At 65.8% G+C, this 22483-nt stretch carries 20 protein-coding genes; 17 read left to right on the top strand and 3 right to left on the bottom strand.

Features of this window, described 5'->3' with window-relative positions; translation table 11 throughout:
• Positions 1 to 3: 3 nt before the first annotated feature.
• From ACS5PJ_RS15530 to ACS5PJ_RS15475, 12 genes are all read left to right on the top strand, one after another.
• Positions 4 to 945, top strand: coding sequence for an ATP-binding cassette domain-containing protein (locus ACS5PJ_RS15530; RefSeq protein ID WP_439435764.1), 942 nt, complete (start codon positions 4 to 6; stop codon positions 943 to 945).
• A 33-nt stretch (positions 946 to 978) separates the two neighbouring features.
• On the top strand, positions 979 to 2409 hold the full coding sequence (locus ACS5PJ_RS15525) for an aldehyde dehydrogenase family protein (protein ID WP_439435763.1): 1431 nt from the start codon (positions 979 to 981) through the stop codon (positions 2407 to 2409).
• Positions 2410 to 2434: 25 nt separating this feature from the next.
• Positions 2435 to 4384 (top strand): 3D-(3,5/4)-trihydroxycyclohexane-1,2-dione acylhydrolase (decyclizing), encoded by a 1950-nt coding sequence (gene iolD / locus ACS5PJ_RS15520; RefSeq protein WP_439435762.1) that lies wholly within the window; start codon positions 2435 to 2437, stop codon positions 4382 to 4384.
• A complete protein-coding gene (locus ACS5PJ_RS15515) occupies positions 4381 to 5154 on the top strand; it encodes an HpcH/HpaI aldolase family protein (protein WP_439435761.1) in 774 nt (257 codons plus the stop codon). Before iolD ends, ACS5PJ_RS15515 begins: the two co-directional genes overlap by 4 nt.
• Positions 5155 to 5180: 26 nt before the next feature.
• A complete protein-coding gene (locus ACS5PJ_RS15510) occupies positions 5181 to 6392 on the top strand; it encodes a Gfo/Idh/MocA family protein (protein WP_439435760.1) in 1212 nt (403 codons plus the stop codon).
• A gap of 2 nt (positions 6393 to 6394) precedes the next feature.
• The gene (locus ACS5PJ_RS15505; RefSeq protein ID WP_439435759.1) at positions 6395 to 7420 is read left to right on the top strand and encodes a LacI family DNA-binding transcriptional regulator; all 1026 of its coding nucleotides are present in this window, start codon (positions 6395 to 6397) and stop codon (positions 7418 to 7420) included.
• A gap of 79 nt (positions 7421 to 7499) precedes the next feature.
• Positions 7500 to 8432, top strand: coding sequence for an NAD(P)-dependent oxidoreductase (locus ACS5PJ_RS15500; RefSeq protein WP_439435758.1), 933 nt, complete (start codon positions 7500 to 7502; stop codon positions 8430 to 8432).
• 84 nt (positions 8433 to 8516) lie between these two features.
• Positions 8517 to 9530 (top strand): inositol 2-dehydrogenase, encoded by a 1014-nt coding sequence (gene iolG, locus ACS5PJ_RS15495; RefSeq protein WP_439435757.1) that lies wholly within the window; start codon positions 8517 to 8519, stop codon positions 9528 to 9530.
• Between the two features lie 3 nt (positions 9531 to 9533).
• Positions 9534 to 10319 carry an SDR family oxidoreductase gene (locus ACS5PJ_RS15490; RefSeq protein WP_439435756.1) on the top strand — a complete coding sequence of 262 codons (786 nt, stop codon included), beginning with the start codon at positions 9534 to 9536 and terminating at the stop codon, positions 10317 to 10319.
• On the top strand, positions 10316 to 11203 hold the full coding sequence (locus ACS5PJ_RS15485) for a sugar phosphate isomerase/epimerase family protein (RefSeq protein WP_439435755.1): 888 nt from the start codon (positions 10316 to 10318) through the stop codon (positions 11201 to 11203). The genes ACS5PJ_RS15490 and ACS5PJ_RS15485 overlap by 4 nt, the downstream gene beginning before the upstream one ends.
• Positions 11200 to 12225, top strand: a complete 1026-nt coding sequence (locus ACS5PJ_RS15480) for a Gfo/Idh/MocA family protein (protein WP_439435754.1) — start codon at positions 11200 to 11202, stop codon at positions 12223 to 12225. The genes ACS5PJ_RS15485 and ACS5PJ_RS15480 overlap by 4 nt, the downstream gene beginning before the upstream one ends.
• 2 nt (positions 12226 to 12227) lie before the next feature.
• Entirely contained in the window at positions 12228 to 13721 is a 1494-nt protein-coding gene (locus tag ACS5PJ_RS15475) for a CoA-acylating methylmalonate-semialdehyde dehydrogenase (protein WP_439435753.1), read from the top strand.
• Between the two features lie 41 nt (positions 13722 to 13762).
• Here ACS5PJ_RS15475 and ACS5PJ_RS15470 read toward each other — a convergent pair whose 3' ends face one another.
• Genes ACS5PJ_RS15470 through ACS5PJ_RS15460 form a run of 3 tightly spaced genes read right to left on the bottom strand, consistent with a single transcriptional unit; the run spans position 13763 to position 15945 of the window.
• Positions 13763 to 14410: a hypothetical protein gene (locus ACS5PJ_RS15470; RefSeq protein ID WP_439435752.1), complete on the bottom strand. Its 648-nt coding sequence runs from the start codon at positions 14408 to 14410 to the stop codon at positions 13763 to 13765.
• 56 nt (positions 14411 to 14466) lie between these two features.
• Positions 14467 to 15153, bottom strand: coding sequence for a sortase domain-containing protein (locus tag ACS5PJ_RS15465; protein WP_439435751.1), 687 nt, complete (start codon positions 15151 to 15153; stop codon positions 14467 to 14469).
• Positions 15154 to 15174: 21 nt separating this feature from the next.
• Positions 15175 to 15945, bottom strand: coding sequence for a hypothetical protein (locus ACS5PJ_RS15460; protein WP_439435750.1), 771 nt, complete (start codon positions 15943 to 15945; stop codon positions 15175 to 15177).
• Positions 15946 to 16120: 175 nt separating this feature from the next.
• Between ACS5PJ_RS15460 and ACS5PJ_RS15455 the strand changes: the two genes are divergently transcribed.
• The 5 genes from ACS5PJ_RS15455 to ACS5PJ_RS15435 all read left to right on the top strand — a co-directional run bounded on the left by ACS5PJ_RS15455 (position 16121) and on the right by ACS5PJ_RS15435 (position 22387).
• Positions 16121 to 16456: an ArsR/SmtB family transcription factor gene (locus ACS5PJ_RS15455; RefSeq protein WP_439435749.1), complete on the top strand. Its 336-nt coding sequence runs from the start codon at positions 16121 to 16123 to the stop codon at positions 16454 to 16456.
• A 29-nt stretch (positions 16457 to 16485) separates the two neighbouring features.
• Positions 16486 to 17466: a TIGR03086 family metal-binding protein gene (locus ACS5PJ_RS15450; protein WP_439435748.1), complete on the top strand. Its 981-nt coding sequence runs from the start codon at positions 16486 to 16488 to the stop codon at positions 17464 to 17466.
• A gap of 51 nt (positions 17467 to 17517) precedes the next feature.
• On the top strand, positions 17518 to 17853 hold the full coding sequence (locus ACS5PJ_RS15445; protein WP_439435747.1) for a hypothetical protein: 336 nt from the start codon (positions 17518 to 17520) through the stop codon (positions 17851 to 17853).
• Between the two features lie 479 nt (positions 17854 to 18332).
• Positions 18333 to 21431, top strand: coding sequence for a hybrid sensor histidine kinase/response regulator (locus ACS5PJ_RS15440; protein WP_439435746.1), 3099 nt, complete (start codon positions 18333 to 18335; stop codon positions 21429 to 21431).
• Positions 21428 to 22387: a GGDEF domain-containing response regulator gene (locus ACS5PJ_RS15435; protein ID WP_439435745.1), complete on the top strand. Its 960-nt coding sequence runs from the start codon at positions 21428 to 21430 to the stop codon at positions 22385 to 22387. The genes ACS5PJ_RS15440 and ACS5PJ_RS15435 overlap by 4 nt, the downstream gene beginning before the upstream one ends.
• The last annotated feature ends 96 nt before the right edge of the window (positions 22388 to 22483 follow it).

Genomic DNA, 22483 nt, shown 5'->3' with positions numbered 1-22483 from the left:
ACCATGAATGCCAATCAAACTGACGCCAGCAGGATCGACCAAGCGCAGCTGCTCCAGAATGAGCGGGACCCGCTCACGCACACCCCCGTGCACCTGCTCTCCCTCGAGGGAGTGGGCAAGCACTACGGCAACATCGTTGCCCTGTCCGATGTCACCATGGCCGTGGACAACGGCCGCGTCACCTGCGTCCTGGGTGATAACGGTGCGGGTAAGTCCACGCTGATCAAGATCATTGCCGGGCTGCACCAGCACGACGCCGGGGTGCTGAACATCATGGGCGAGGAGCGGAAGTTCAGCTCACCCCGGGACGCCCTCGACGCCGGGATTGCCACCGTCTATCAGGACCTCGCGGTGGTGCCGCTGATGCCGATCTGGCGGAACTTCTTCCTCGGCTCCGAACTGACGTCCGGCTTCGGCCCGTTCAAGAGCATGGATGTCCAGAAGATGAAGGACATCACCAAGCACGAACTCGCCGAGATGGGCATCGACCTCCGTGACGTGGAGCAGCCGATCGGCCAGCTCTCCGGCGGTGAGCGCCAGTGTGTGGCGATCGCCCGTGCCGTGTACTTCGGCGCGAAGGTCCTGATCCTGGACGAACCGACGGCGGCCCTGGGCGTGAAGCAGTCAGGTGTGGTGCTCCGTTACATCCTGCAGGCCCGTGACCGCGGACTGGGCGTCATCTTCATCACCCACAACCCGCACCACGCCTTCCCCGTGGGGGACCGGTTCCTGCTGCTCAAGCGCGGCAAGTCAATCGGCTACTACGACAAGAAGGACATCACCCTGGATGAGCTCACGGCCCAGATGGCCGGCGGCGCCGAACTCGCCGAACTCGCCCACGAACTCGAACAGCTCGGCGGCCACAACGAGGCCCTCAAGGAAGTCCAGGCCGAGGTCGCTGAAGTCGCCGATGCAGCCCACGAAAGCACCGCCAAGCGCCACTGAGCGCAAAACGTCTACAACCCAGATGGAGCAACCATGCAGATGCTAATCGCCGGATCCTGGCGGGGTGCCGCCGACGGCAGGACCGAGGACGTCCGGTCACCCTTTGACGGCCGGATCATTGACACAGTTCCCGTTGCCACAGTCCAGGACGCCCAGACCGCCCTGGACCGGGCCGAGATCGGCGCCCACCTGCAGCGGTCCACGCCGGCACACGTCAGGGTGGACATCCTCCTGCGCGCGGCTGCCCTGGCCGACGAGCGCGCCGAGGACATTGCCCAGGCGATCAGTGCCGAAACCGGGAAGCCGATCACGGAAGCCCGGGGCGAAGCCAGCAGGTCAGGAAACATCATCCGTCTTGCCGCCTACGAGGGAAGCCAGCTCTACGGATCCACTCTCCCGCTGGATGCCAACGCAGGCACCGGGCTGGACAAGATCGGCTTCACCCTCCGGCAGCCCGTAGGCATCGTTGTCGCCATCACACCGTTCAACTACCCCGCCCTGCTGGTCCTGCACAAAATCGCACCGGCGCTGGCAGCCGGCAACGCCGTCGTGCTCAAACCCGCCCGGGCCACGCCACTGACGGCATTGAAGCTGGCGGAATGCTTTGTCGACGCCGGCCTGCCGCCGGAGGCACTGTCCGTCCTCACCGGCCCCGGTAGCACCCTGGGGGATGTGCTCGTTACCGATCCCCGGGTGCGGAAAGTCTCCTTCACCGGGTCCACTGCCACAGGCACGAGGATCAGCTCGATCGCCGGGGTCAAGAAACTGTCCCTGGAGCTCGGCGCGTCCTGCCCCGTGATCATCCTTCCGGACGCAGACCTCGAACTCGCTTCCAGCGCCGTGGCAGCAGGCGGCTTCATCAACGCCGGCCAGGTCTGCATCTCGGTGCAGCGGGTCATCGTGGACCGCCGCGTCGAAGCCGACTTCCTGGACGCCCTCGTGCCCAAGGTGGAGGCCATCGCAGTGGGCAACCCGAAGGAAGCCGACACCAGGCTCGGGTCATTGATCTCCGAAGAGGAAGCAATCCGCGTCCATTCCTCGATCGGCGAAGCGAGGCACTCCGGTGCCAAGGTGCTCACCGGTGGAGACCGCGACGGCGCCGTCGTCACCCCGGCCGTGATTGCCGGCGTCGACCCCCGCTCCCCGCTGAGCCGCAACGAACTGTTCGGACCCGCCGTCGCCGTTTCCTCTGCAACGGACATCGAATCAGCCATCGCCATGGCCAACGACAACGAGTACGGGCTCGGCGCCGGGATCTTCACCAGCGATGTCGCCGGCAGCATCCGGGCCATGCGCCAGATCGACGCCGGGAACATCCACATCAACTGGACGCCCCTGTGGCGGGCCGACCTCATGCCCTACGGAGGACTCAAGGGCAGCGGCATCGGCAAGGAAGGCGTCCGCTCCGCAGTGAATGAAATGACCGAAGAAAAAACGGTCATCCTGCACGGACGCCCCTGGTAATCCACCACCTACTTGGAATAAGGCAATGACCACTAACTCACAGACCATCAGGCTCACCACAGCCCAAGCCGTCATCAAATACCTTTCGGTCCAGCACTCCGTTGCAGACGGCGTCCGCCGCCGCCTGGTTCCCGCCGCCCTGGGAATCTTCGGTCACGGCAACGTCGCCGGCCTGGGCCAGGCCTTCGACGAACTGGCCGAGGACATGCCGTTCATCCAGGGCCGCCACGAGCAGTACATGGCCCACATTTCGACGGCGTTTGCCAAAGCCACCCGGCGCCAGGCCGTCCTCGCCGTGACAGCATCCATTGGGCCGGGTGCTCTCAACCTCGTCACCGCCGCCGGACTGGCGACCGTCAACCGGCTGCCGCTGCTCCTCCTGCCCGGGGACACCTACGCCACACGGCACCAGGGCCCGGTCCTGCAGCAGCTCGAGCACCCCATCGAGGCTGATGCCACCGTCAACGACGCGTTCCGTCCCGTCTCCCGCTTCTTCGACAGGATCACCCGCCCGGAGCAGCTCCTGACGGCACTGCCGCAGGCCATGCGGGTGCTGACCAGCCCCACCGATACCGGTGCCGTGGTCATTTCCCTGCCCCAGGACGTGCAGTCCCATGCCTACGACTTCCCGGCGGAGTTCTTCGAACCACGCGACTGGAAGATCCGGCGTCCGCTGCCGGACCCGGAAGAGATCGACGACGTCGCCCGGCTCATCCGCTCGGCTGAGCGTCCGGTGATCATCGCCGGCGGCGGCATCCACTACTCGGACGCCCACGCAGCACTCGAAGCGCTGGCCGGGCAGGCCGGAATCCCCGTGGTGGAGACCTTCGGCGGCAAGGGCGCCGTGACCAAGGATGAATGGTGGCAGGTGGGTGGCGTGGGCCTGGAAGGCAACTTCGCCTCCAACACCCTCGTCAAGCAGGCTGACCTGGTCCTGAACGTCGGCACCCGCCTCACCGACTTCGCCACCGGCTCACAGTCCATCTTCGAGAACCCGGACGTCCGTTTCGCATCCCTGAACATTGTGGACGCCGATACCCGCAAGCAGGGCGCCACCGGAATCCTCGCCGACGCCCGGCTGGGGCTGGAAGCCCTCGCCCAGGCACTGGAAGGCCACAGCACCAGCGAAGCATGGCAGGACACAGTCCAGACCGAGAAGGCCAAGTGGGTCCCCATCCGGTCCAAGTGGCTCGACGCCGACACCGCCTACAACCCGGACGACCACCCGGACGCGCCCGTCACCGAAGCCCTGCTGACGCAGCCGCAGCTGATTGGAATCATGCAGGAACACGCACGCTCCGGTGACACAGTCATCGCCGCTGCCGGCGGGGCACCGGGGGACCTGCAGAAGGTCTGGGACGCCACAGGGAACCGGCACTGCCATCTGGAATTCGGATTCTCCTGCATGGGCTACGAGATCGCCGCAGGCATGGGCGTCCGCCTGGCCGAAGGCAACAACGACAACCGTGTGGTCACGTTCATTGGCGACGGCACGTTCCTGATGGCACCCACCGAGATCCTCACCGCAGCGCAGGAGGGGCTCAACGTCACCATCATCGTCTCCGAAAACCACGGCTACCAGGTCATCCACCGCCTGCAGATGAACCGCACCGGCAAGGAATTCGGCAACGAATTCCGTTACCGCACCACCGGAGGGAGCATCGCGGTTGCTGACGCTCCCAAGGCCCGGCTCGACGGCGACTACCTGAAAGTCGACCTGCGCCAGATCGCCGAAGGACTGGGCGCTCTGGCCATCCGCGCCACCACCGCAGCCGAGGTCCGGGAGGCGCTGTCGTCGACCCGGGACACCCAGGGACCGGTAGTCATCGTGGTCCCCACGGTTCCCCACGTTGACCTGCCCGGCGGCGATGTCTGGTGGGATGTTGCCCCGGCCGAAGTGTCCGGTCAGGAATGGGTCCGCACTCTCCGGGCCGACTACGAGAAGGCACGCGGCAGCCAGCGGTGGTTCGGATGAGCCAGGGACCACTGAATGCAGGGCAGCTGCGCCGTCGCCTTGCCTCGGGTGAAGTCACGGTCGGCACCTTCGTGGGCATGGCTTCGGCAGCCGCCGCCGAGGTCTGCGCCGCGGCTGGAGCCGACTGGATCCTGATCGATCTTGAACACGGGTCCGGGGGCGAGGACGCGGTCCGCGATGGGGTTGTTGCCGCGGGAAGCTATGGCATCCCAACGGTCGTGCGGGTCGAATCCGGAGACCGTATCCGGATCGGACGTGTCCTTGACCAGGGAGCTGCCGGGATCATGGTTCCCCGGCTGAACACCGTGGACCAGGCCGCGGAATCGGTCCGGCACATGATGTATCCGCCCCTCGGAGACCGCGGTGTGGCCACGTACAACCGCTCCTGCCGCTGGGGTATGGACCGCCGCACGCTGACCGAACCCGATCAGGAAACCCTGGGAGTCATCCAGATCGAAACCCTCGAAGCACTGGAGTCTGTTGAAGACATCGCCGCCCAGGAAGGCGTCGACGTTCTCTTCGTGGGACCACTGGATCTCTCCTACGCCCTGGGGGTTCCGCTGCAGCTGGACAGCAACGTCTTCCAGGAGGCCCTGCAGCGCGTCGTTTCCGCGGCGCAGCTCCACAACAAGGCGGCAGGAATCCTGGCCGTGGACGGAATGGGTGCTGCTAAATATGTCCGCCAGGGCTTCCGGTTCGTGGCCATCGGCTCAGACTCCACCATCATGGCGGCGGCGTTCCGCGACGCCTTCGACACCGCCCGCAACTGACTTAAAACCATAGGAAAGGCAAGAACGTGAACGCAGAACCCCGCACCATCGGAGTCGGCCTCATCAGCGTCGGGTGGATGGGAAAGCTCCACTCCCGGGCCTACCAGACCGTCCCGTACGCATACCCTGAGCTCGGCCTGAAAACCAGGCTCGTCATCGCAGCGGACACTGCCCCCGGCCGCGTGGACTATGCCCGTGATGTCCTTGGCTTCGCCGAAGGCTCCACCGACTACCACGATGTCCTGAACCACCCGGACGTGGACGTGGTTTCCATCTGTGCGCCGAATTTTCTGCACGCGGAAATCGGCATCGCCGCAGCCAGGGCGGGCAAGCACTTCTGGATCGAAAAGCCTGTGGGACGCGGGTACCAGGAAACCGCCGCCGTGCAGGAAGCCGCGATTGATGCCGGCGTGGTCACGTCCATCGGCTACAACTACCGCCACGCCCCGGCTGTGGAGCACGCACGGAAACTGATTGCCGAGGGCCGCCTCGGCCGGATCACCAACGTCCGGGCCGTCTTCTTCTCCGGCTACGCCTCCGAACCCAACGGTGCCCTTTCCTGGCGCTTCGACCGGAAACTCGCCGGCACCGGCGTCCTTGCCGACCTGTTCAGCCACGCGACGGACCTGTGCCAATATGTAGTTGGACCCATCGCCGAGGTGACCGCGCTGACCAGCACTGTCTACACGCAGCGGCCCAAGCTGGCCATGGGATCCGGCACGCACTTCGCAGTCATTGAGAACGGTGAGATGGGGGAGGTCGAGAATGAAGACTACGCCGCAGCGCTGGTCCGTTTCGGGCCGTCCGCAGTCGGAGCAGGAGCCGTCGGCACCATCGAATCCTCCCGCGTCGCCGTCGGCCCCGAATGCGGGTACCAGATTGAGGTCTACGGCACCGAAGGCTCGCTCAAATGGGACTTCGAGCGCATGAACGAACTCAAGGTCTGCCTGGGACGCAACAACGAGGAGCAGGGCTACACCACGGTGAACGCCAGCCCCCGCCATGGCGACTACGCCTACTTCCAGCCCGGACCCGGCAACAGCATGGGTTTTGACGACCTCAAGGTGATCGAGGCGAAGAAGTTCCTGGTCGCCGTCGCCGGCGGGGCCCAGGAGAACTCGAACATCCACGATGCCGCCTCCGCGGCTGCGATCGTCAGTGCCGCCGAAGCATCCTCGCTGTCCGGTCAATGGCAGAAGATCGAGGAAATCCAGGGCACCACGGCAGCGCGGGTGTAGCGATGACCACTGCATCCGCCCGTCGGCCCACGATCAAGGACGTGGCCGAACGCGCCGGCGTATCCAAGTCCTTGGTCTCCCTAGTCCTGCGCGACTCACCACGCGTCAGCGACGAACGCCGGCAGCGGGTGCTCAAGGTTGTCGAGGAGATGGGCTTTGAGCTGAACCTCGCGGCCCGGTCCCTGGCAACCCGGGACAACGGAACCATCGGCGTCCTCGTCAGCGACATGCACAACCCGTGGGCCTTCGACGTGGCCGACGCCGCCCGGACCGTGCTTGAAGAGGCCGGACACACCGTCCTCTTCAGCGCGGTCACCGCACCCGGCAGGGGAGTGGACCAGTCCATCCTCCAAGCCTTCAGGGACCTCCGCGTGGCGGGCCTGCTTGTGGTGGGAACCGTGCCGGACAAGGCACCGTTCAACCGGGCTGTGTCCGGCGGAGCCGTGGTCTTCGCCGGCGGCGGACCGGACTACATCGACACCGCAGATGTGGTCCGGAGCGACGATTCCCTCGGCATGAGCATGGTTGTTGAGCATCTCATCGCGCAAGGACACGAGAAAATCGTGCACCTTGGCGGCCTCGGGGGCTCAGTGGGCCGTGCCCGCGTGGACGGCTACTCCGCCGCCATGGAGGAACACGGGCTGGCCCGTCACATCCGCGTCGTCGACGCTGACTTCTTCCAGGAGTCCGGCTACGTCGCGGCCCAAAGGGCGCTGAGTTCCTCACGGTCCAAACACCAGCGGCCCACGGCCCTGGCCTGCATCAACGATCTCGCGGCCTTCGGTGCCATGACGGCTGCCGATGAACGCGGGGTCGAAGTAGCCATCACCGGATACGACAATATCGCGCTGGGGGCCATGCCACGCCTGGGCCTGACCACCGTTGACCCGGACAGCTCCGGAATCGGCGTCGCCTCGGCCAAGACGCTCCTGCAACGAATCCAGGACTACGACTTCGGCGGCGGTTTCGTCCACCGGCCCATCGTCCCCGAACTGGTCATCCGCAAGTCCAGCCTCCTCGGCCTCTAACCCCACTTCACACCCATACCGTCACCCCGCAGGCTCCCAGCCTCTCCGGGAGTGCACCCTCACATCTTCAAGGATGACGATGGCTTCCATAAGCACACCCCAAATAGTCGTAGCTCTCGGCAGCGTCGAGGCCGGACTGGTCGAACCCGTACTGGCTCCGCACCAGCAACTCATCCATAACCCCACGGACCAGGATCTCGCCCGCGCCGACGCCGCGATCGTCCGGGCTGCCTACCGGGTGGACCGTGAACTCCTGGACCGCATGCCCGCCCTGAAGGTCATCGCCCGGACCGGCGTCGGCACTGACCTCGTGGACGTCGCGGAGGCCAGCCGCCGCGGCATCCCTGTTGTCATCACGCCCGGAAGCAACACGGCGTCCGTTGCGGAAGGCGTGTTCTCCCACCTCCTGGCACTGGTGAAGAAGCTGCCGACGCTGACGGCGTTGGTCCGGGAAGGGCGTTGGGAGGAACGGTCCGGTGTGGCGGTCGGCGATCTGGAGGGATTTACCCTGGGCATCATCGGCTACGGACGCATCGGGCGCCGCGTCGCCCGGATCGCCGCGGCCTTTGACCTCAACGTCCTGGCCTTCGACCCGTTCGCTGACGTTCCTGCCGGCATCCGCTGCGAATCCGTCGAGGAATTGCTGGGCCGCAGCGATTTCGTGACCCTGCACGTGCCGTTGACACCGGAAAACCACAACCTCCTTAATGCCGAACGCCTCGCCCTGATGCCTGCCGGGGCCGTCCTGGTCAACTGCAGCAGGGGCGGCCTGGTGGACCTGGACGCCGCCCACGAGGCTCTGCTTTCAGGGCAGCTCGGCGGTCTTGGTTTGGACGTCTACGATCCCGAGCCCCCAGCACACCACGCCGTCTTTGACCACGGGAACGTGGTCCTGACACCCCACCTGATGGGGTTCACGCGCCAGGGCATGGCCCACACCGTCCGTGACGCCGCCCAGGGCGCCGTCGACGTCCTGGCCGGGCGCTCCCCGGCTGCGGTGGCCGCCCCGTGACGAACAGCCCAATCTCACTCAATCCCGATCAACCAGCTGCAGACGGATCATCCGCCGGCAGGAAACAGGAAAGGACCCCTACCCATGTCCAGTGAACGGCCCCTTAAGGTTGCACTCTTCGGATCCGGCCGCATCGGCCAGGTCCACGCCCGGAACATCGCAGACCATCCTGACCTGGAGCTGGCCTGGATCGCTGACCCGTTCATCAAGGGCGCGCAGGAACTCGCCGCCATCACCGGCGCGCAGGCCGTCGAAACCGCTGATGAGGTGTTCGCCAACGCTGACCTGGACGCCATCATCATCGGTTCACCGACGCCTACCCACGTCGATCTCATCTCCCGGGCCGCGGCGGCCGGCGTCGCAGCCCTGTGCGAAAAGCCCATCGACCTCGACATCGATCGGGTCCGCGAATGCCGGGACCAGATCCGCGGGACTACCAGCCCCCTGATGCTTGGCTTCAACCGCCGCTTCGACCCGAACTTCTCCTCGCTCCGGGCACGGGTTGAGGCCGGGGAAATTGGGCGCCTTGAGCAGCTGACCATCATCAGCCGCGACCCGGCTCCCGCACCCAAGGCCTACATCGAGACCTCCGGCGGGATCTTCCGGGACCAGAGCATCCACGATCTGGACATGGCCCGGTTCTTCGTCCCGGACATCATCGAAGTATCGGCCACCGGATCGAACCTGTTCTGCGACTACATCGAAGAGGCCGGTGACTTCGACTCGGTGGTCATCAATCTGCGCGGACGGGGCGGTGAGCAGATCACCATCATCAACTCCCGCCACAGCGCCTACGGCCACGACCAGCGGCTGGAGGCCTTCGGCAGCGAGGGGTTGCTGACGGCCGGCAATATGACCCCCACCACCGTGCGGAAATACAGCGCCGCGGGTACCGAAGAGTCCGACCCCTACCTGCCGTTCTTCCTGGAACGCTACGGGCAGGCTTACCGCAACGAGCTGGACAGCTTTGTCAAGGCCATCCGTGGCGGGACCACGTGCAGCCCCGGCTTCGACGACGGCGTCATGGCCCTCGTCCTGGCCAACGCGGCGGACGAATCCGCCAGGTCCGGCCGTGTTGTCATCATCGGAAAGGAGTAGGGAGTGAACAGCCCGCTCCTGGCTGACAAGGTAGTCCTGGTCAGCGGCGGTACCCAGGGCCTGGGCGCCGGCATTGCCCGCCGGGCAGCCGCCGAAGGCGCGGCCGGAGTGGCCGTGACCGGCCGCAACGCCGACGCCGGCGAGAGGCTCGCCGCCGAGCTGGAGAAGTCCGGCGTCAAAGCCCGCTTCATCAAGACCGACCTCGCCGACGTTGAGCAGGCCAGGAACTCCGTCCTGGAAACCGTTTCCATATTCGGGCAGCTCGACTGCGCTGTGAACGCCGCCGGCCTCACCACCCGCGGAACCATGCTGGACACAACCCCGGAACTTTTCGACGCCCACATCGCCGTGAACCTGAAGTCGCCGTTCTTCATCATGGCCGAAACGATCAAACACCTTCGTGAACGCGGAGTCCCCGGCAGCATCCTGAACATCATCTCCATCGCCGAACTCGGCGGCCAGCCCTACCTCGCCCCCTACGTCGCGGCGAAGGCCGGGCTGGCCGGCGCCACCCGGAACGCGGCCCACGCGCACCGCTGGGACAAGATCAGGATCAACGGCGTTGACATCGGCTGGACCGCCACCGACGGCGAAGCCGACACGCAAAAGAGGTTTCACGGCGCAGGAGACGACTGGCTGGACAAAGCCAACGCCTCGGTGCCGATGGGCAAGCTCGGCCAAGTGGACGAGATCGCCGAGTTTGCAGTTTTTCTCCTCTCCAACAGGAGCGGAGTGGTCACGGGCTCGGTCATTGACTGGGATCAGAACGTACTTGGAGGATCAGATTGAGCACCATCACCAGCCGCCTCGCCGCCGCCCCCATTTCCTGGGGCGTGTGTGAAGTCCCCGGGTGGGGACACCAACTGGAGGCAGACCGCGTCCTGTCCGAGATGACCTCCCTGGGCATCACCGCCACCGAATTCGGCCCGGCAGGCTTCCTGCCCGAAGAAGCAACCGCACGCGCTGAGGTGCTGCAACGGCACCACCTGCAGGCCATCGGCGGTTTCTTCCCGATGATCCTGCACGATGCCGCCAAGGACCCGCTCAAAGCGGTTGCGGCAGAACTGGATGCCTACCAGGCAGCAGGGGCGAGCATCATGGTCCTTGCCGCGGAGACCGGTGTTGCCGGGTATGACCAGCGCCACGAGCTCGACGCCGATGGCTGGCACCTGTTCGGCCGGAACCTGGACTCTATCGTCAAGGCAGCCGCCGATCAGGGCATCCAGGCGGTGGTGCACCCCCATGTGGGCACCATGATCGAGACGACATCGGACGTGAACCGCGTCCTGAACGACACAGCTGCCAACCTTTGCCTGGACACCGGCCACCTTCTCATCGGCGGCACGGACCCCGGCCAGCTCGCCCGGGACTACGCCTCCCGGATCGGCCACACCCATCTGAAAGACGTACGCAGGGCCGTGGCCGAGAGGGTCCAGAAAGGTGAGATCTCCTACACCGACGGCGTCAAGACCGGAATGTATGTCCCGCTCGGCCAAGGGGACGTGGGAATCGCCGACATCGTCCTGCACCTGCTTGAGGCAGGCTATGGCGGATGGTTCACGATGGAACAGGACACCATCCTGGAAGCAGCCCCCGCAGGTGAAGGACCTGTGCGGGATGTCCGGCAGTCGGTGGCGTTCCTCCGGGATCTGGAAGCCGGGCTCACTCCATGAGCGCGGTGCGCTGGGGCGTTCTCACCACCGCCCGCATCGCGCAGGACCGGTTCCTGCCGGCGATGCAAAAGGCCCGCAATGCGACCGCCGCGGCGATCAGCAGCCCGAACGGCCGCGCTGCGGAGGTCGCCGCGCGCTTCGGCATCCAGGCAACCTACTCATCCCATGAAGAGCTGCTGGCTGATCCGGCCATCGAGGCCGTCTACCTTCCCTTCCCCAACGGGCTGCACACCGAATGGATCATTGCGGCGGCCGAGGCAGGCAAGGACATCCTGTGCGAGAAGCCACTGGTGGGAAGCCTCGAAGACTATTCCCGCGTCGTCGAGGCCTGTGACCGGAATGAGGTGAACCTGATGGAAGCGTTCATGTACCGCTTCCATCCGCAGCACCAGAAGGTCCGTGAGTTCATCGACGCGGGCAGGATCGGCGACATTGTCTCGATGCACGCGCGGTTCCACTTTGTGATGGACCGCGTCCCGGGAGAGGTCCGCCTCCAGGCGGGTCTTGAGGGCGGTGCCGTCAATGACGTCGGCTGCTACGCCATCGACATCATGAACATGGTGATGGGACGGGCGCCGGTCAGCGTGTACGCCAAGGGAACAAGCCCGGCGGACCCCGTTGAGACCACCGTCGCTGCAATCCTGGATTACGACGGCGTCATTGGAACCTTTGACTGCGGCTTCGAAGGACCCGGTACCAACACTTTCCAGGTCATCGGCACCAAGGGTCAGATCACCCTTGACCAGGCGTTCGACCCGAAGCCGGGAGACGCGGCAAGGGTGACCGTAGCGCTCAGGGACGGCAGCACCGAAGTCTTCGATATCAACGAAGATCCCTTCAAAGTCGAAATCGAACGGTTCAGCACCTGGGCACGCAGCTCCGGGCACGAAGTCGTCCACCGGGAACTGACCGAACAGAACCTGGCCGTCCGGCTCGCTATTCATGAATCCCTCGCCGCAGGACTCCCACGGGACGTCGAACCGGTGCGCGCCGTTGAACATCACTTACTTCAGGAGCAATAACCATGACTTTCATCAACCACTTCATCAGCGGATCCGAGGCAGCAGGTTCCGGAACCGAGACCAAGTCCGTCTACAACCCCGCCACCGGTGCCGTCACCGCAGAGCTGCGTCTGGCCAACCAGGCGGACCTTGACGCGACCGTCGCGGCAGCCAAGGCCGCCGCCGTAACATGGGGCGACATTTCGCTGGCCAAGCGCACCGCAGTGCTGTTCAAGTTCCGCGAACTCGTCGCCGCCCACGTGGACGATCTCGCGGCCCTGATCACCGCCGAGCACGGCAAGGTCCTCTCCGATGCGAAGGGCGAGATCGGCCGCGGCCTGGAGGTCATCGAGTTCGCGTGCGGCATACCGCAGCTGCTCAAGGGTGAATACTCGGACCAGGTCTCCACCGGGATCGACGTCTTCTCCTTCCGCGAGCCGGTCGGCGTGGTCGCCGGGATCACCCCGTTCAACTTCCCCGTGATGGTGCCGCTGTGGATGGCGCCGATGGCGATCGCCACCGGCAACGCGTTCATTCTCAAGCCGTCCCACCGGGTCCCGTCCGCGGCCATGCTGCTGGCCGATCTCTTCAAGCAGGCGGGACTGCCCGACGGCGTGTTCCAGGTCCTGCACGGCGACCGTGAAGTGGTCTCCGGCCTCCTGACCCACCCGGACGTGGACGGCATCTCCTTCGTTGGTTCCACGCCGGTGGCCAAGCACATCAATGAGGTTGCCACCGCGCATGGCAAGCGCGTCCAGGCCCTGGGCGGGGCGAAGAACCACGCGATCGTTCTGCCCGACGCCGACCTCGACAATGCAGCAGACCACCTCGCCGCGGCCGCGTTCGGCTCCGCCGGCCAGCGTTGCATGGCCATCTCCGTTGCGGTGGCGGTCGGGGACGCCGCCGACCTGCTGGTGAAAAAGGTTGAGGAGCGTGCCGTCGCCGTCAAGGTCAAGAACGGCACCGAACCGGACGCGGACATGGGTCCGGTCATCAGCGCGGACTCCAGGAACTTCATCGTCAAGACCATCGCCGAGGCGGAAGCCGCAGGAGCTGCGATGGTGGTGGACGGCCGCGACCTCGTGGTTCCCGGCCATGAGGAAGGCTTCTGGGTGGGTCCCACCGTCATCGACCACGTCAAGACCGAAATGAGCGCCTACACCGAGGAGATCTTCGGACCGGTCCTCGTGGTGGTCCGCGTCGAGGACCTCGACGCCGGAATCGCCCTCATCAACGCCAACCCCTACGGCAACGGCACGGCGATCTTCACCTCATCCGGCGCCGCTGCCAGAAAGTTCCAACGGTCCGTGGACGTCGGGATGATCGGCATCAACGTTCCGCTGCCGGTGCCGGTTGCCTACTACTCCTTCGGCGGCTGGAAGGCGTCCCTGTTCGGCGACAAACACATCTACGGCCCCGAGGGCGTGTCCTTCTACACCCGCGGCAAGGTGGTCACCTCCCGCTGGCCCGAGGCAAGCCACGCCTCCGGAGCATCGTACAACTTCCCGTCCAACTGAGGCCATGCGTACCTCCGGGTGGCTGGTGCCGGAGGAACGTGTCAGGGGTGTTCCACCCAGCAGGCCAGGATGGTCGTGGACAGCTGGTAAGCCAGTGCGTTCCGGGTGATGCTTTCCGGGCCGAGGGTCGGGGGGAGTCCAGAGGCATCCACGTGCAGGATCATGCTGTCCTTTTGGAACACGGCTGAACCGTCGTCGGTTTCGTAGGCCGGAAAGCCGAGGCTGGCGAGCCCTTCGATGGTTTTCGCACCCTCCGCCAAGGCCTGCATCGCATTGAAGTACTTCAGGGCGGAGGCCTGGTCTGTGGCCTCCTGCACGGAGATTTTCAGTGCGCCTTCCGGCAGATGGTAGGTGCAGGTAAAGGTGTTGTTGGCCCAACTGCTGATCGTGTGCGGGTCCGAGGCCAGATCCAGGATGGACGTCAGCCTGTCCATCGGCTGGTCTCCGCACACCATCAGGGCGGCTTCGCTGGGCCCGTCAGCGCTGGCCTTCGCCGATGGGGTCCCGCCGCCGTGATGACCTCCGCTGTGACCGTCGGCGGTGCCGGCCGCAGGCGATGCCGTTGACGGCGTGGATGGGCCGGAGACCGGGGTGGACAGGCTGCCCGCAGTACCGGCCGCAGCACCGCAGCCGGACAGCAGCAGGGACGCAACTGCCACAGCAGCCATCGCCTGTTTGGGGTTTTTCATTTCCAGTCCGTCCTTGCCTGTTGTCCGGCCGCCTGCAGAAGTGCAGGCGGCCATTGTCAGGCTTTGAGTTTCGCGTAGATGACGTAGTTGTCGTCGAAGAGCCCGGTGGCCGGATCGTAACCGTCACACGTGATCAGCCGGAGCTCAGCTCCGGGGGTGTTGCCGTACACCTCGAACGTGGGGAACTCGTCCTTGCTGTAGACGGTGCCGCGGTCAACGGTGAACACGGCGATGCTGCCGTCGGTTCGGGAGACGTTGATTTCGGTCCCTGGGGTCAGCTTGCGGAGGTCTGCGAAGACGCCCTTGCTGCCGCCCAAGGCGTTGACGTGCCCCAGGATCACCGAAGGGCCACGCTCCCCGGGGGTGGGGGAGCCGGTGTACCAGCCCGCAGGTGCGCCGCTCCCGCTGTCCTGCGGCACATCCAGCGAACCGTTTCCGCGCAGCCCCAGATGCAGGAGATCCGTCCGGACATCGATCGCGGAAATGCTCAGCGTGACCGGTTTGGAAGCCCCCATGACGGGCATCAGCTGCGGGCCGGGAGCCGCCGGGGCGGCGGGCAAAGCGGAAGAGGTAACGGGCGGACTGGACCGCACCGACGGTGAGGCGGCGGCGGCCGGTGCAGGTCCGGCGTCGGGCTGTGCGCTGGTTCCGGCGGCACAGCCCGCCAAGGCCAGCAGGAGCAGGACCCCGGCTGCCGAAGAGGCGGGGAGGCCTCTGCGGCGGCCGGGATTCCTGGCTGTCATTGGCTTGATTCCTGGGCGTGCTTAGGCCGCGGCGGTGGTGCTGCGGCGTACTGCGTAGGCGCCGCCGGCGAGGGCGATCAGGGCGAGGCCGCCGCCAAGGGCGAGGCCTGTGGTGTCGGCGCCCGTTTCCTGCGGGAGGCCGGTGTCAGCGCCGCCAACGGGCATTGCCATGCCGGCGCTCAGCGTTCCGCAGAGGGCCGGGGAGGTGGCGGCCAGCGGAAGGGTGGGGGCAAGATCGCTCTTGGCGGCCTGGCCCGCAGCACTCAGGGTGGCTGGGTCAAGCCCGTGGACGACGACGACGGCGGTGCCCGCGGCAAGGGCTGCCTTGGTTTCGGCGTTCAGTTCGAAAGTGCGGTCGACGGTGTATGCGGCACCCTGGCCGGCGACCTTCAGGTCGAGTCCTGCTGCGGGGCTGGTGTCGCCGGTGGTGGAGAGCGTCGTCACAATTGCGCCGTATGAGGGGGCGCCTTCGGTGGTGGAGATGACCGCGTCGCCGTCCTTATCGGCAGCCGGCGAGGGGCAGACACCCTGTGCTCCGCCATGGATGTGCTGCACGTGCGGGTAGGGCGCGTCCATGAATTTCGCCGGCATGCCCGAAACGTTCAGGACGACGTGGGCCTGGTTGCCGGTGACATCGAGGGTGATGGTGCCTTTGCCTGCGCTGCCGTTGATCTGGCCGAGGGTGGACTGGTAGTGGTCCGAGCCGTCCTGGGCAAGGGAGGGTGATGCGGACAGGGCAAGGGCGGCTAAGGCAAGAGTGGGGACTGCCATAAAGCGAAGTGTCTTATTCATCGGGAAGATCTCCTCATACGCGCGCATGTGATGTTGGCGTCCCGGGAAGGGACCAAGGGTACTTCGCCGCGGCACCGGCGAAGGATGGGTACAAGATGTGTTCGAGGCCACATGGCAACCGAAGTACCGGAGGCCCTTCTTGCCTAATGCGTTAGTGTCCACTAACGTATTAGGTGTGTTGGATGCCTTGGAGATCGCAGCGGAGCCGAACCGGCGTCGGCTGTTGCATCTTCTGGCACGCCAGGAACAGGCAGTGGGGGAGTTGGCCGCCCATTTCACGGTCAGCCGTTCCGCGGTCTCCCAGCACCTGCTGTTGCTTGAGCAGGCTGGCCTGGTTGCCGCCCGCAAGGAGGGACGTAACCGGTACTACAGGCTTGACCCTCAGGGGATGGGCCGGCTGCGTGCGCTGGTGGAGCAGTTCTGGACTGACGAACTGGACCTGCTCGCCGCAGACGCCGCGGCGTTGGCCGAAAACCGCCACGGACCAGAGAGCCCGGCACCACCCCGTTAGACACCTCATTCAAACAAAGGATCGCTCACATGAGCTTCGACAAAACCATCCACTTGCCCGTCGATGCAGACGAGGCATTCGCCCTGATCACCCAGCCCGAACGCTTGCGCCGCTGGAAGACGGTTGCCGCCCGGGTGGATCTGCGCGTCGGCGGCGAGTACCGCTGGACAATCCTCCCGGGACACCACGCCGCCGGTACGTTCCAGGAGATCGAGCCGGGCAAGCGCATCGTGTTCACCTGGGGCTGGGAATCCGGCACGGACCTGCCTCCTGGCGCGTCCACGGTGACCATCACGCTGGAGCCTGAGGCAGGCGGCACGTCAGTGCGGCTGCTGCACGAGGGACTCACGCCCGAGCAGGCCACGGCGCACGCGGAAGGCTGGAACCACTACCTGGGACGGCTGGTTACCGAAGCATCGACGGCTGCCGGCGCCGGCCCGGACGAGTGGGCATTTGCCCCTGATCCGATTGACCACCTCATCTCCGCGGAAGCTTCACTCGCCGTGCTCCTGGGCGTGCTGCGGAAGCTGACGCCGGCAGACCGTGACAAGCCGACGCCGTGCGAGGACTTCACCGCCCACGAACTCCTGGAGCACCTGGCTGGCTCCTTGAAGAACATCGGCACAGCCCTGGGTGCCGACGTCACAGACCGCACCGACGCCGCACCCGAGGTCCGCATCGCCGAACTCGCGCAGCCAGCGCTGGAGGCGTTCGCCCGCCGTGGCGTGGACGGCACCATCGACATGGGATTTGCCGAACTCCCCGCCACCATGGTGGCCGGCATCCTGAACCTCGAGCTGCTCGTGCATGCGTGGGACTTCGCGAAGGCAAGCGGCCAGGACCTGGCCGTGTCCGACGTCGTCACCGACTACGTGGAGGGACTGGCGCTGACGACGATCTCCGACCAGGTCCGCTCGGGCGGCAGCTTCGCCCCGGCGCAGCCCGTCGCGGAGACCGCAGGCAGCCTCGAACGACTCATCGCGTTCACCGGCCGGACCGTCACGGCCTGACCGGTTCGCCCCGCAACAAACAAAACAACCATCACGAAGGAAGGAACGAAAATGTCCAGGTTTCTGTTTATCTACCACGCCCCGATGACGCCCGCCGAGGCCGCGCCGCCGGCACCGGAAGACATGGAAGCGTCCATGGGGGAGTGGAACGCGTGGGCCGCCAAGGTCGGTGACGGGCTGATCGACTTCGGCACCCCGTTGGCCAACGGGGTTCGCGTATCTCCCGGCGGAGCCACCGCACCGAGCCAGCGCGAAGTAGCCGGATACAGCCTCATCGAGGCCGAGACTGCCGAGGCGGCCCTCGAACTGGCCAAGCAGCACCCGCACCTGAACATGCCCGGCTGCGAAATCGAGGTCCACGAGGCCCAGCACATCCCCGGAATGTAGTCCAAACCCCAATATTGACGGGGCCTGTGCTCGCCGCTTCACAGCAGCGGCGAGCACACGGCGCCGCCCGGGTGGGGATTCCCATGCCATCCCGACATCGACAAAACCGCGACAACAACGGTCACGACTTTCAGCCGCTGAATCATGCCCGATGAAACGCCATCCCCGGCGCCGTAGGATGGCATGAGCGGTGCTCTGGGTCTCAGTTCAGTGCAGCAGCAATGGAAGGACTCCGCGTGGGTTTAATAAGGTCGTCCACGATTCGCCGGACCCGGGGGCGGCGTCCTGGGGTGTTGTGGTTAGTTGCCGCTTCAGGGGCTGCTGTGGCCTGGCTTTGCAGCGTTTTGGGGGCAGATCCCGGGACCGCCTCGTCGCAGGTGATCGGCGATTTTTCCATCCTGTTGGCCGCACTCACAGCGCTTCTGAGCTGCACGCTGGCGGCACGGGGTCAAGGGCCGGACGCCCGGGCATGGAGGGTCATGGCCGCCGCGGTCCTGATCTGGACAGCGGCGCAGGGGCTGTGGACGTTCTTCGGGCTGACCCTGGACCACGTTTATCCGTTCCCTTCCCTGGCGGATGCCGGTTTTGTCGGCTACGCGGTCCCCGCCGCGGTTGCCCTTTTCTTGTTCCCACGGTTCCGGTCCTCGGGAGTGGCATTGCTGCGCACCCTGCTGGATGCCTCCGTCATTGCCGCCGCGGTCCTGTATGTCAGTTGGGCCACCGTTCTCGGTCCGGTGTACAAGGTCGCGGACCGGGATTTTCTTGGTCACCTCACCGGCGTGGCGTATCCGATTGTTGATGTTGTGCTGGTGTCCCTGGTGCTGGTCCTCACGATGCGCAGCGCGCCGGAGGACCGGTTCCGGTGGCTGTGCCTCGGCGGTGGCCTCCTGGTCCTTGCGTTCACGGACAGCACGTACGTGAAACTGAGCTTTGACGGGGTCATCGGCCTGACCGGAACGCCCCTGGCGGCCGGTTGGGTCACTGCTTTCCTGCTCATGGCGATCGCGCCTTTTGCTTCCAGTGCCGGGCGCCGGTGGCGGGACCGCCGGGCTTACACGCTGGGTCTGGAACTGCTGCCGTACGTCCCGGTCCTGGGGGCAGCGCTTGTGTCCCCGGGACGCTTGCGAACCGAGTCGGACCCTTTCCTGCTCGTCACCGGTCTGGTGGTCCTGGCTCTTGTCATCGCACGCCAGATTGTCATCATCCTTCAGAACATCACCCTGACCAGGGACCTGGAATCGAAAGTCGCCGACCGTACCGCCCAGCTGGAGGGGCTGGCCGCGATCGTCAACTCCACGGCCGACGCGATCGTGGGTAAAACCCCGGATGGCGTTATCACCAGCTGGAACCCCGGCGCGGAGCGGATATACGGATACCGGGCCGACGACGCGATCGGCAGGCACGCCTCCTCTTTCCTTATTCCCGGGTATCTCCTCGAACAGGAGAACGCCTTTCTGACCGCCGCAGGCCGGGGCGGGGAGACAAACACTTATGAGTCCGAGCGTATGCGGGGTGATGGGGCTACGGTGCCGGTGTCCGTGACCATGTCCCCGATCCGCGGGGACAACGGCATCCATGGCGTCGCGACGATTGCCCAGGACATCACCGAACGGCGCACCACCGAAACGGAGCTTCGGGAGGCCCGGGAATCGGCGGTGGAGTCCAGCCGCCTGAAATCTGAGTTCCTCGCGACCATGAGCCACGAGATACGGACGCCGATGAACGGTGTCGTGGGTCTGACGGCTCTGATGCTTGAGACCGAGCTCGATCAAACCCAGCGCCATTACGCCGAGGGTGTCAAGGGGGCGGCTGAGGCCCTTCTGAACCTGATCAATGACATTCTGGATTTTTCCAAACTGGAGGCCGGGAAAGTAGATCTTGAGCTCATCGAGTTCGACCCCCGTCGGCTCGTGGAGGAAGTCGCTGGCCTCCTGGCTGAACCGGCGCAGTCCAAGGGACTGGAACTCATCGCATACTGCAGCCCTGATGTCCCCGTCCGGCTGCTCGGCGACGCGGGCAGGCTCCGCCAGATCTTGCTCAACCTGGCCAACAATGCCGTGAAATTCACTTCCGTCGGAGAAATAGCCATCCGGGTGAGCATCTCCGGGGAGGCCGATACACGTATTGTGCGCTTCGAAGTACGTGATACCGGCATTGGCATTGATGCTGCCGACCACAGCCGGCTCTTTGAATCCTTTTCCCAGGCTGACGCCTCCACTACCCGCCGGTACGGCGGCACCGGCCTGGGGCTGGCCATCTGCCGGCGGCTCACGGAGGCAATGCGGGGGCAGATTGGACTGGTCAGCGCACCCGGACAGGGGAGCACCTTCTGGTTCACGGTCCCGTTGCCGGCCGCGGCCCCCGACGACGATTCCGCCCTGGACGCCCCGGCCCCGCTGACAGGACTGCGCGTCCTGGTCGTGGACGACAACGCGACGAACCGGCTGGTCCTGGAGTCCCAGCTGGCCAGCTGGGGAATGATTCCGGAATCCGTAGACAGCGCGGAAAGGGCCGCTACCCGGCTGCGGGAGGAAACGGCTGCCGGGCGCCCCTACGATATCGCCGTCCTGGACATGTGCATGCCCGGCACGAACGGGCTGGAACTCGCCCACGAAATCAGTACGGACCAGGAGCTGGGATCTGTCCGGCTCGTCATGCTCACCTCAAGCATGCAGGTCACCAGCGCCGAGCTACGGGCCGCGGGGATCGGGCAATGGCTGACAAAACCCGTCCGAAGCTCCGACTTCTATGACCGGCTCATGCGCATCATGGCCCCTGAAAGGGCACCGTCGCTCCGGCCGGGGCCACCGGCACCGGCACAACCGGTACCGGCCACGCGCGGACGCATCCTCGTCGTCGAGGACAACGAGGTCAACCAGCTCGTCGCCCGGAGCATGGCCGCGAGACTCGGATACGCCGTCGACGTCGTCAGCGACGGCGCCCAGGCAGTCACCGCCACCGCGGAGCTCAACTACGCCGCCGTGCTGATGGACTGCCATATGCCCGTCATGGACGGCTTCGAGGCCACCCGCGCGATCCGCCGCCGGGACGGAGGCTTCCGGCACCTGCCGATCATCGCCATGACCGCCGGAGCTCTGGAGGAAGACCGCGACAAATGCATGGCAGCAGGAATGGACGCGTTCCTCACCAAGCCTGTGGACATGGAACGGCTTGGAGAGCTTCTCGCCGAATGGGTTCCCAGCGTCTCATCCCCGGCCAGCGGTCCCGCCTTGGACCCGGAACGGCTGGAAGTGCTTCGTGGCCTGGGGCCCTCCGACGGCCAGGGATTGTTGCCCGACGCCGCTGAGGTCTTCCGCGTAGGCGTTCAGGTGAGCCTCATCAGCCTGCGGCGCGCGCTATCTGACGGGGACGGTGACGCCCTGGAACAGGCCGCCCACAAGCTCAAAGGTGCGGCGGCGAACATCGGCGCCATCAGGGCTGCAGCGATGTGCGGCGAGCTGGAACGCGGGGCGGCGCGGAACGTCGAATCCGACGCCACGGAGCTCCTCGCCCGGCTTGAAGACGAACTCGAGCTGGTGGACACAGCTCTGAGGGCCGCGGTAGACGGTGCCCTATGAGGGTGTTGGTCGCTGATGATGACCCGGGGTCCTTGCTGGTCGCACGGGCCGCCGTGGAGCAGTCCGGACACGAATGCATCACCGCTGCCGACGGCGATACCGCCTGGGAGCTGTACCGCACCCACCGGCCGCACGTCGTGGTGACAGACCTGAAAATGCCAGGCCTGGACGGACTAAGCCTCTGCCGCGCCATCCGCGCCGCCGACAAGGACGCCTACACCTACCTCGTCCTGGTCACCTCGCACGGATCCCGCGACGACGTCCTGGCCGGCATGGACGCCGGCGCCGATGACTACGTCACCAAGCCCCTGGATCCGTTCCACCTGCGGACCCGGCTCCTCGCCGCCCACCGCGTCACAACCCTCCACGCAGACCTGGCCGACTCCCGGGCAGCGCTCTCCGGACAGGCCCGTACCGACCCCCTGACGGGGCTCCACAACCGTTTGAAACTTTCCGAGGACCTGGATGCCTTGCATAGGCGCAGCGCACGCTACATAGAGGACTACTGCATCGCCCTCTGCGACGTGGATGACTTCAAAACCTACAACGACACATACGGCCACCTGGCCGGGGACTCCGCGCTTAAGGCTGTCGCCCGGTCCCTGACTGGACAGGCCCGGGACAGCGATGGGGTGTATCGGTACGGGGGCGAGGAATTCCTGTTGGTCTTCCCCCGTCAGAGCCTCCCTGCGGCACTGACCGCCCTGAATCGATGCCTGGCGGCGGTTTCATCACTGGGTATCCACCACTCGGGCACCACGGCCGGTCTGCTGACCATCAGTGCAGGGCTTTCGGCCTATTCCTCCGGACACCGCGTCAGCAGCGACGCATTGCTCCAGGAAGCCGACGCCGCAATGTATGCGGCGAAAAACGCCGGGAAAAACCGCGTCAGGGCGGCAACCGTCCGGCCAGGGAACTCCCCGGCTGACAGCATGGGCACTCCGGACCTTCGTTGAAACTATTCGGTTCCCGACTGAACCCTGAATGCCGTGCTCCTTCGGCCCCTCGGCGCGGAGCGTTCCCGGTCCCCGGCCCGATGGCCGCTGCGTTCC

The organism is Pseudarthrobacter cremeus, assembly GCF_051857465.1.
Taxonomy (GTDB): Bacteria; Actinomycetota; Actinomycetes; order Actinomycetales; family Micrococcaceae; genus Arthrobacter.
This window is presented reverse-complemented; position numbering and strand designations above follow the sequence as displayed.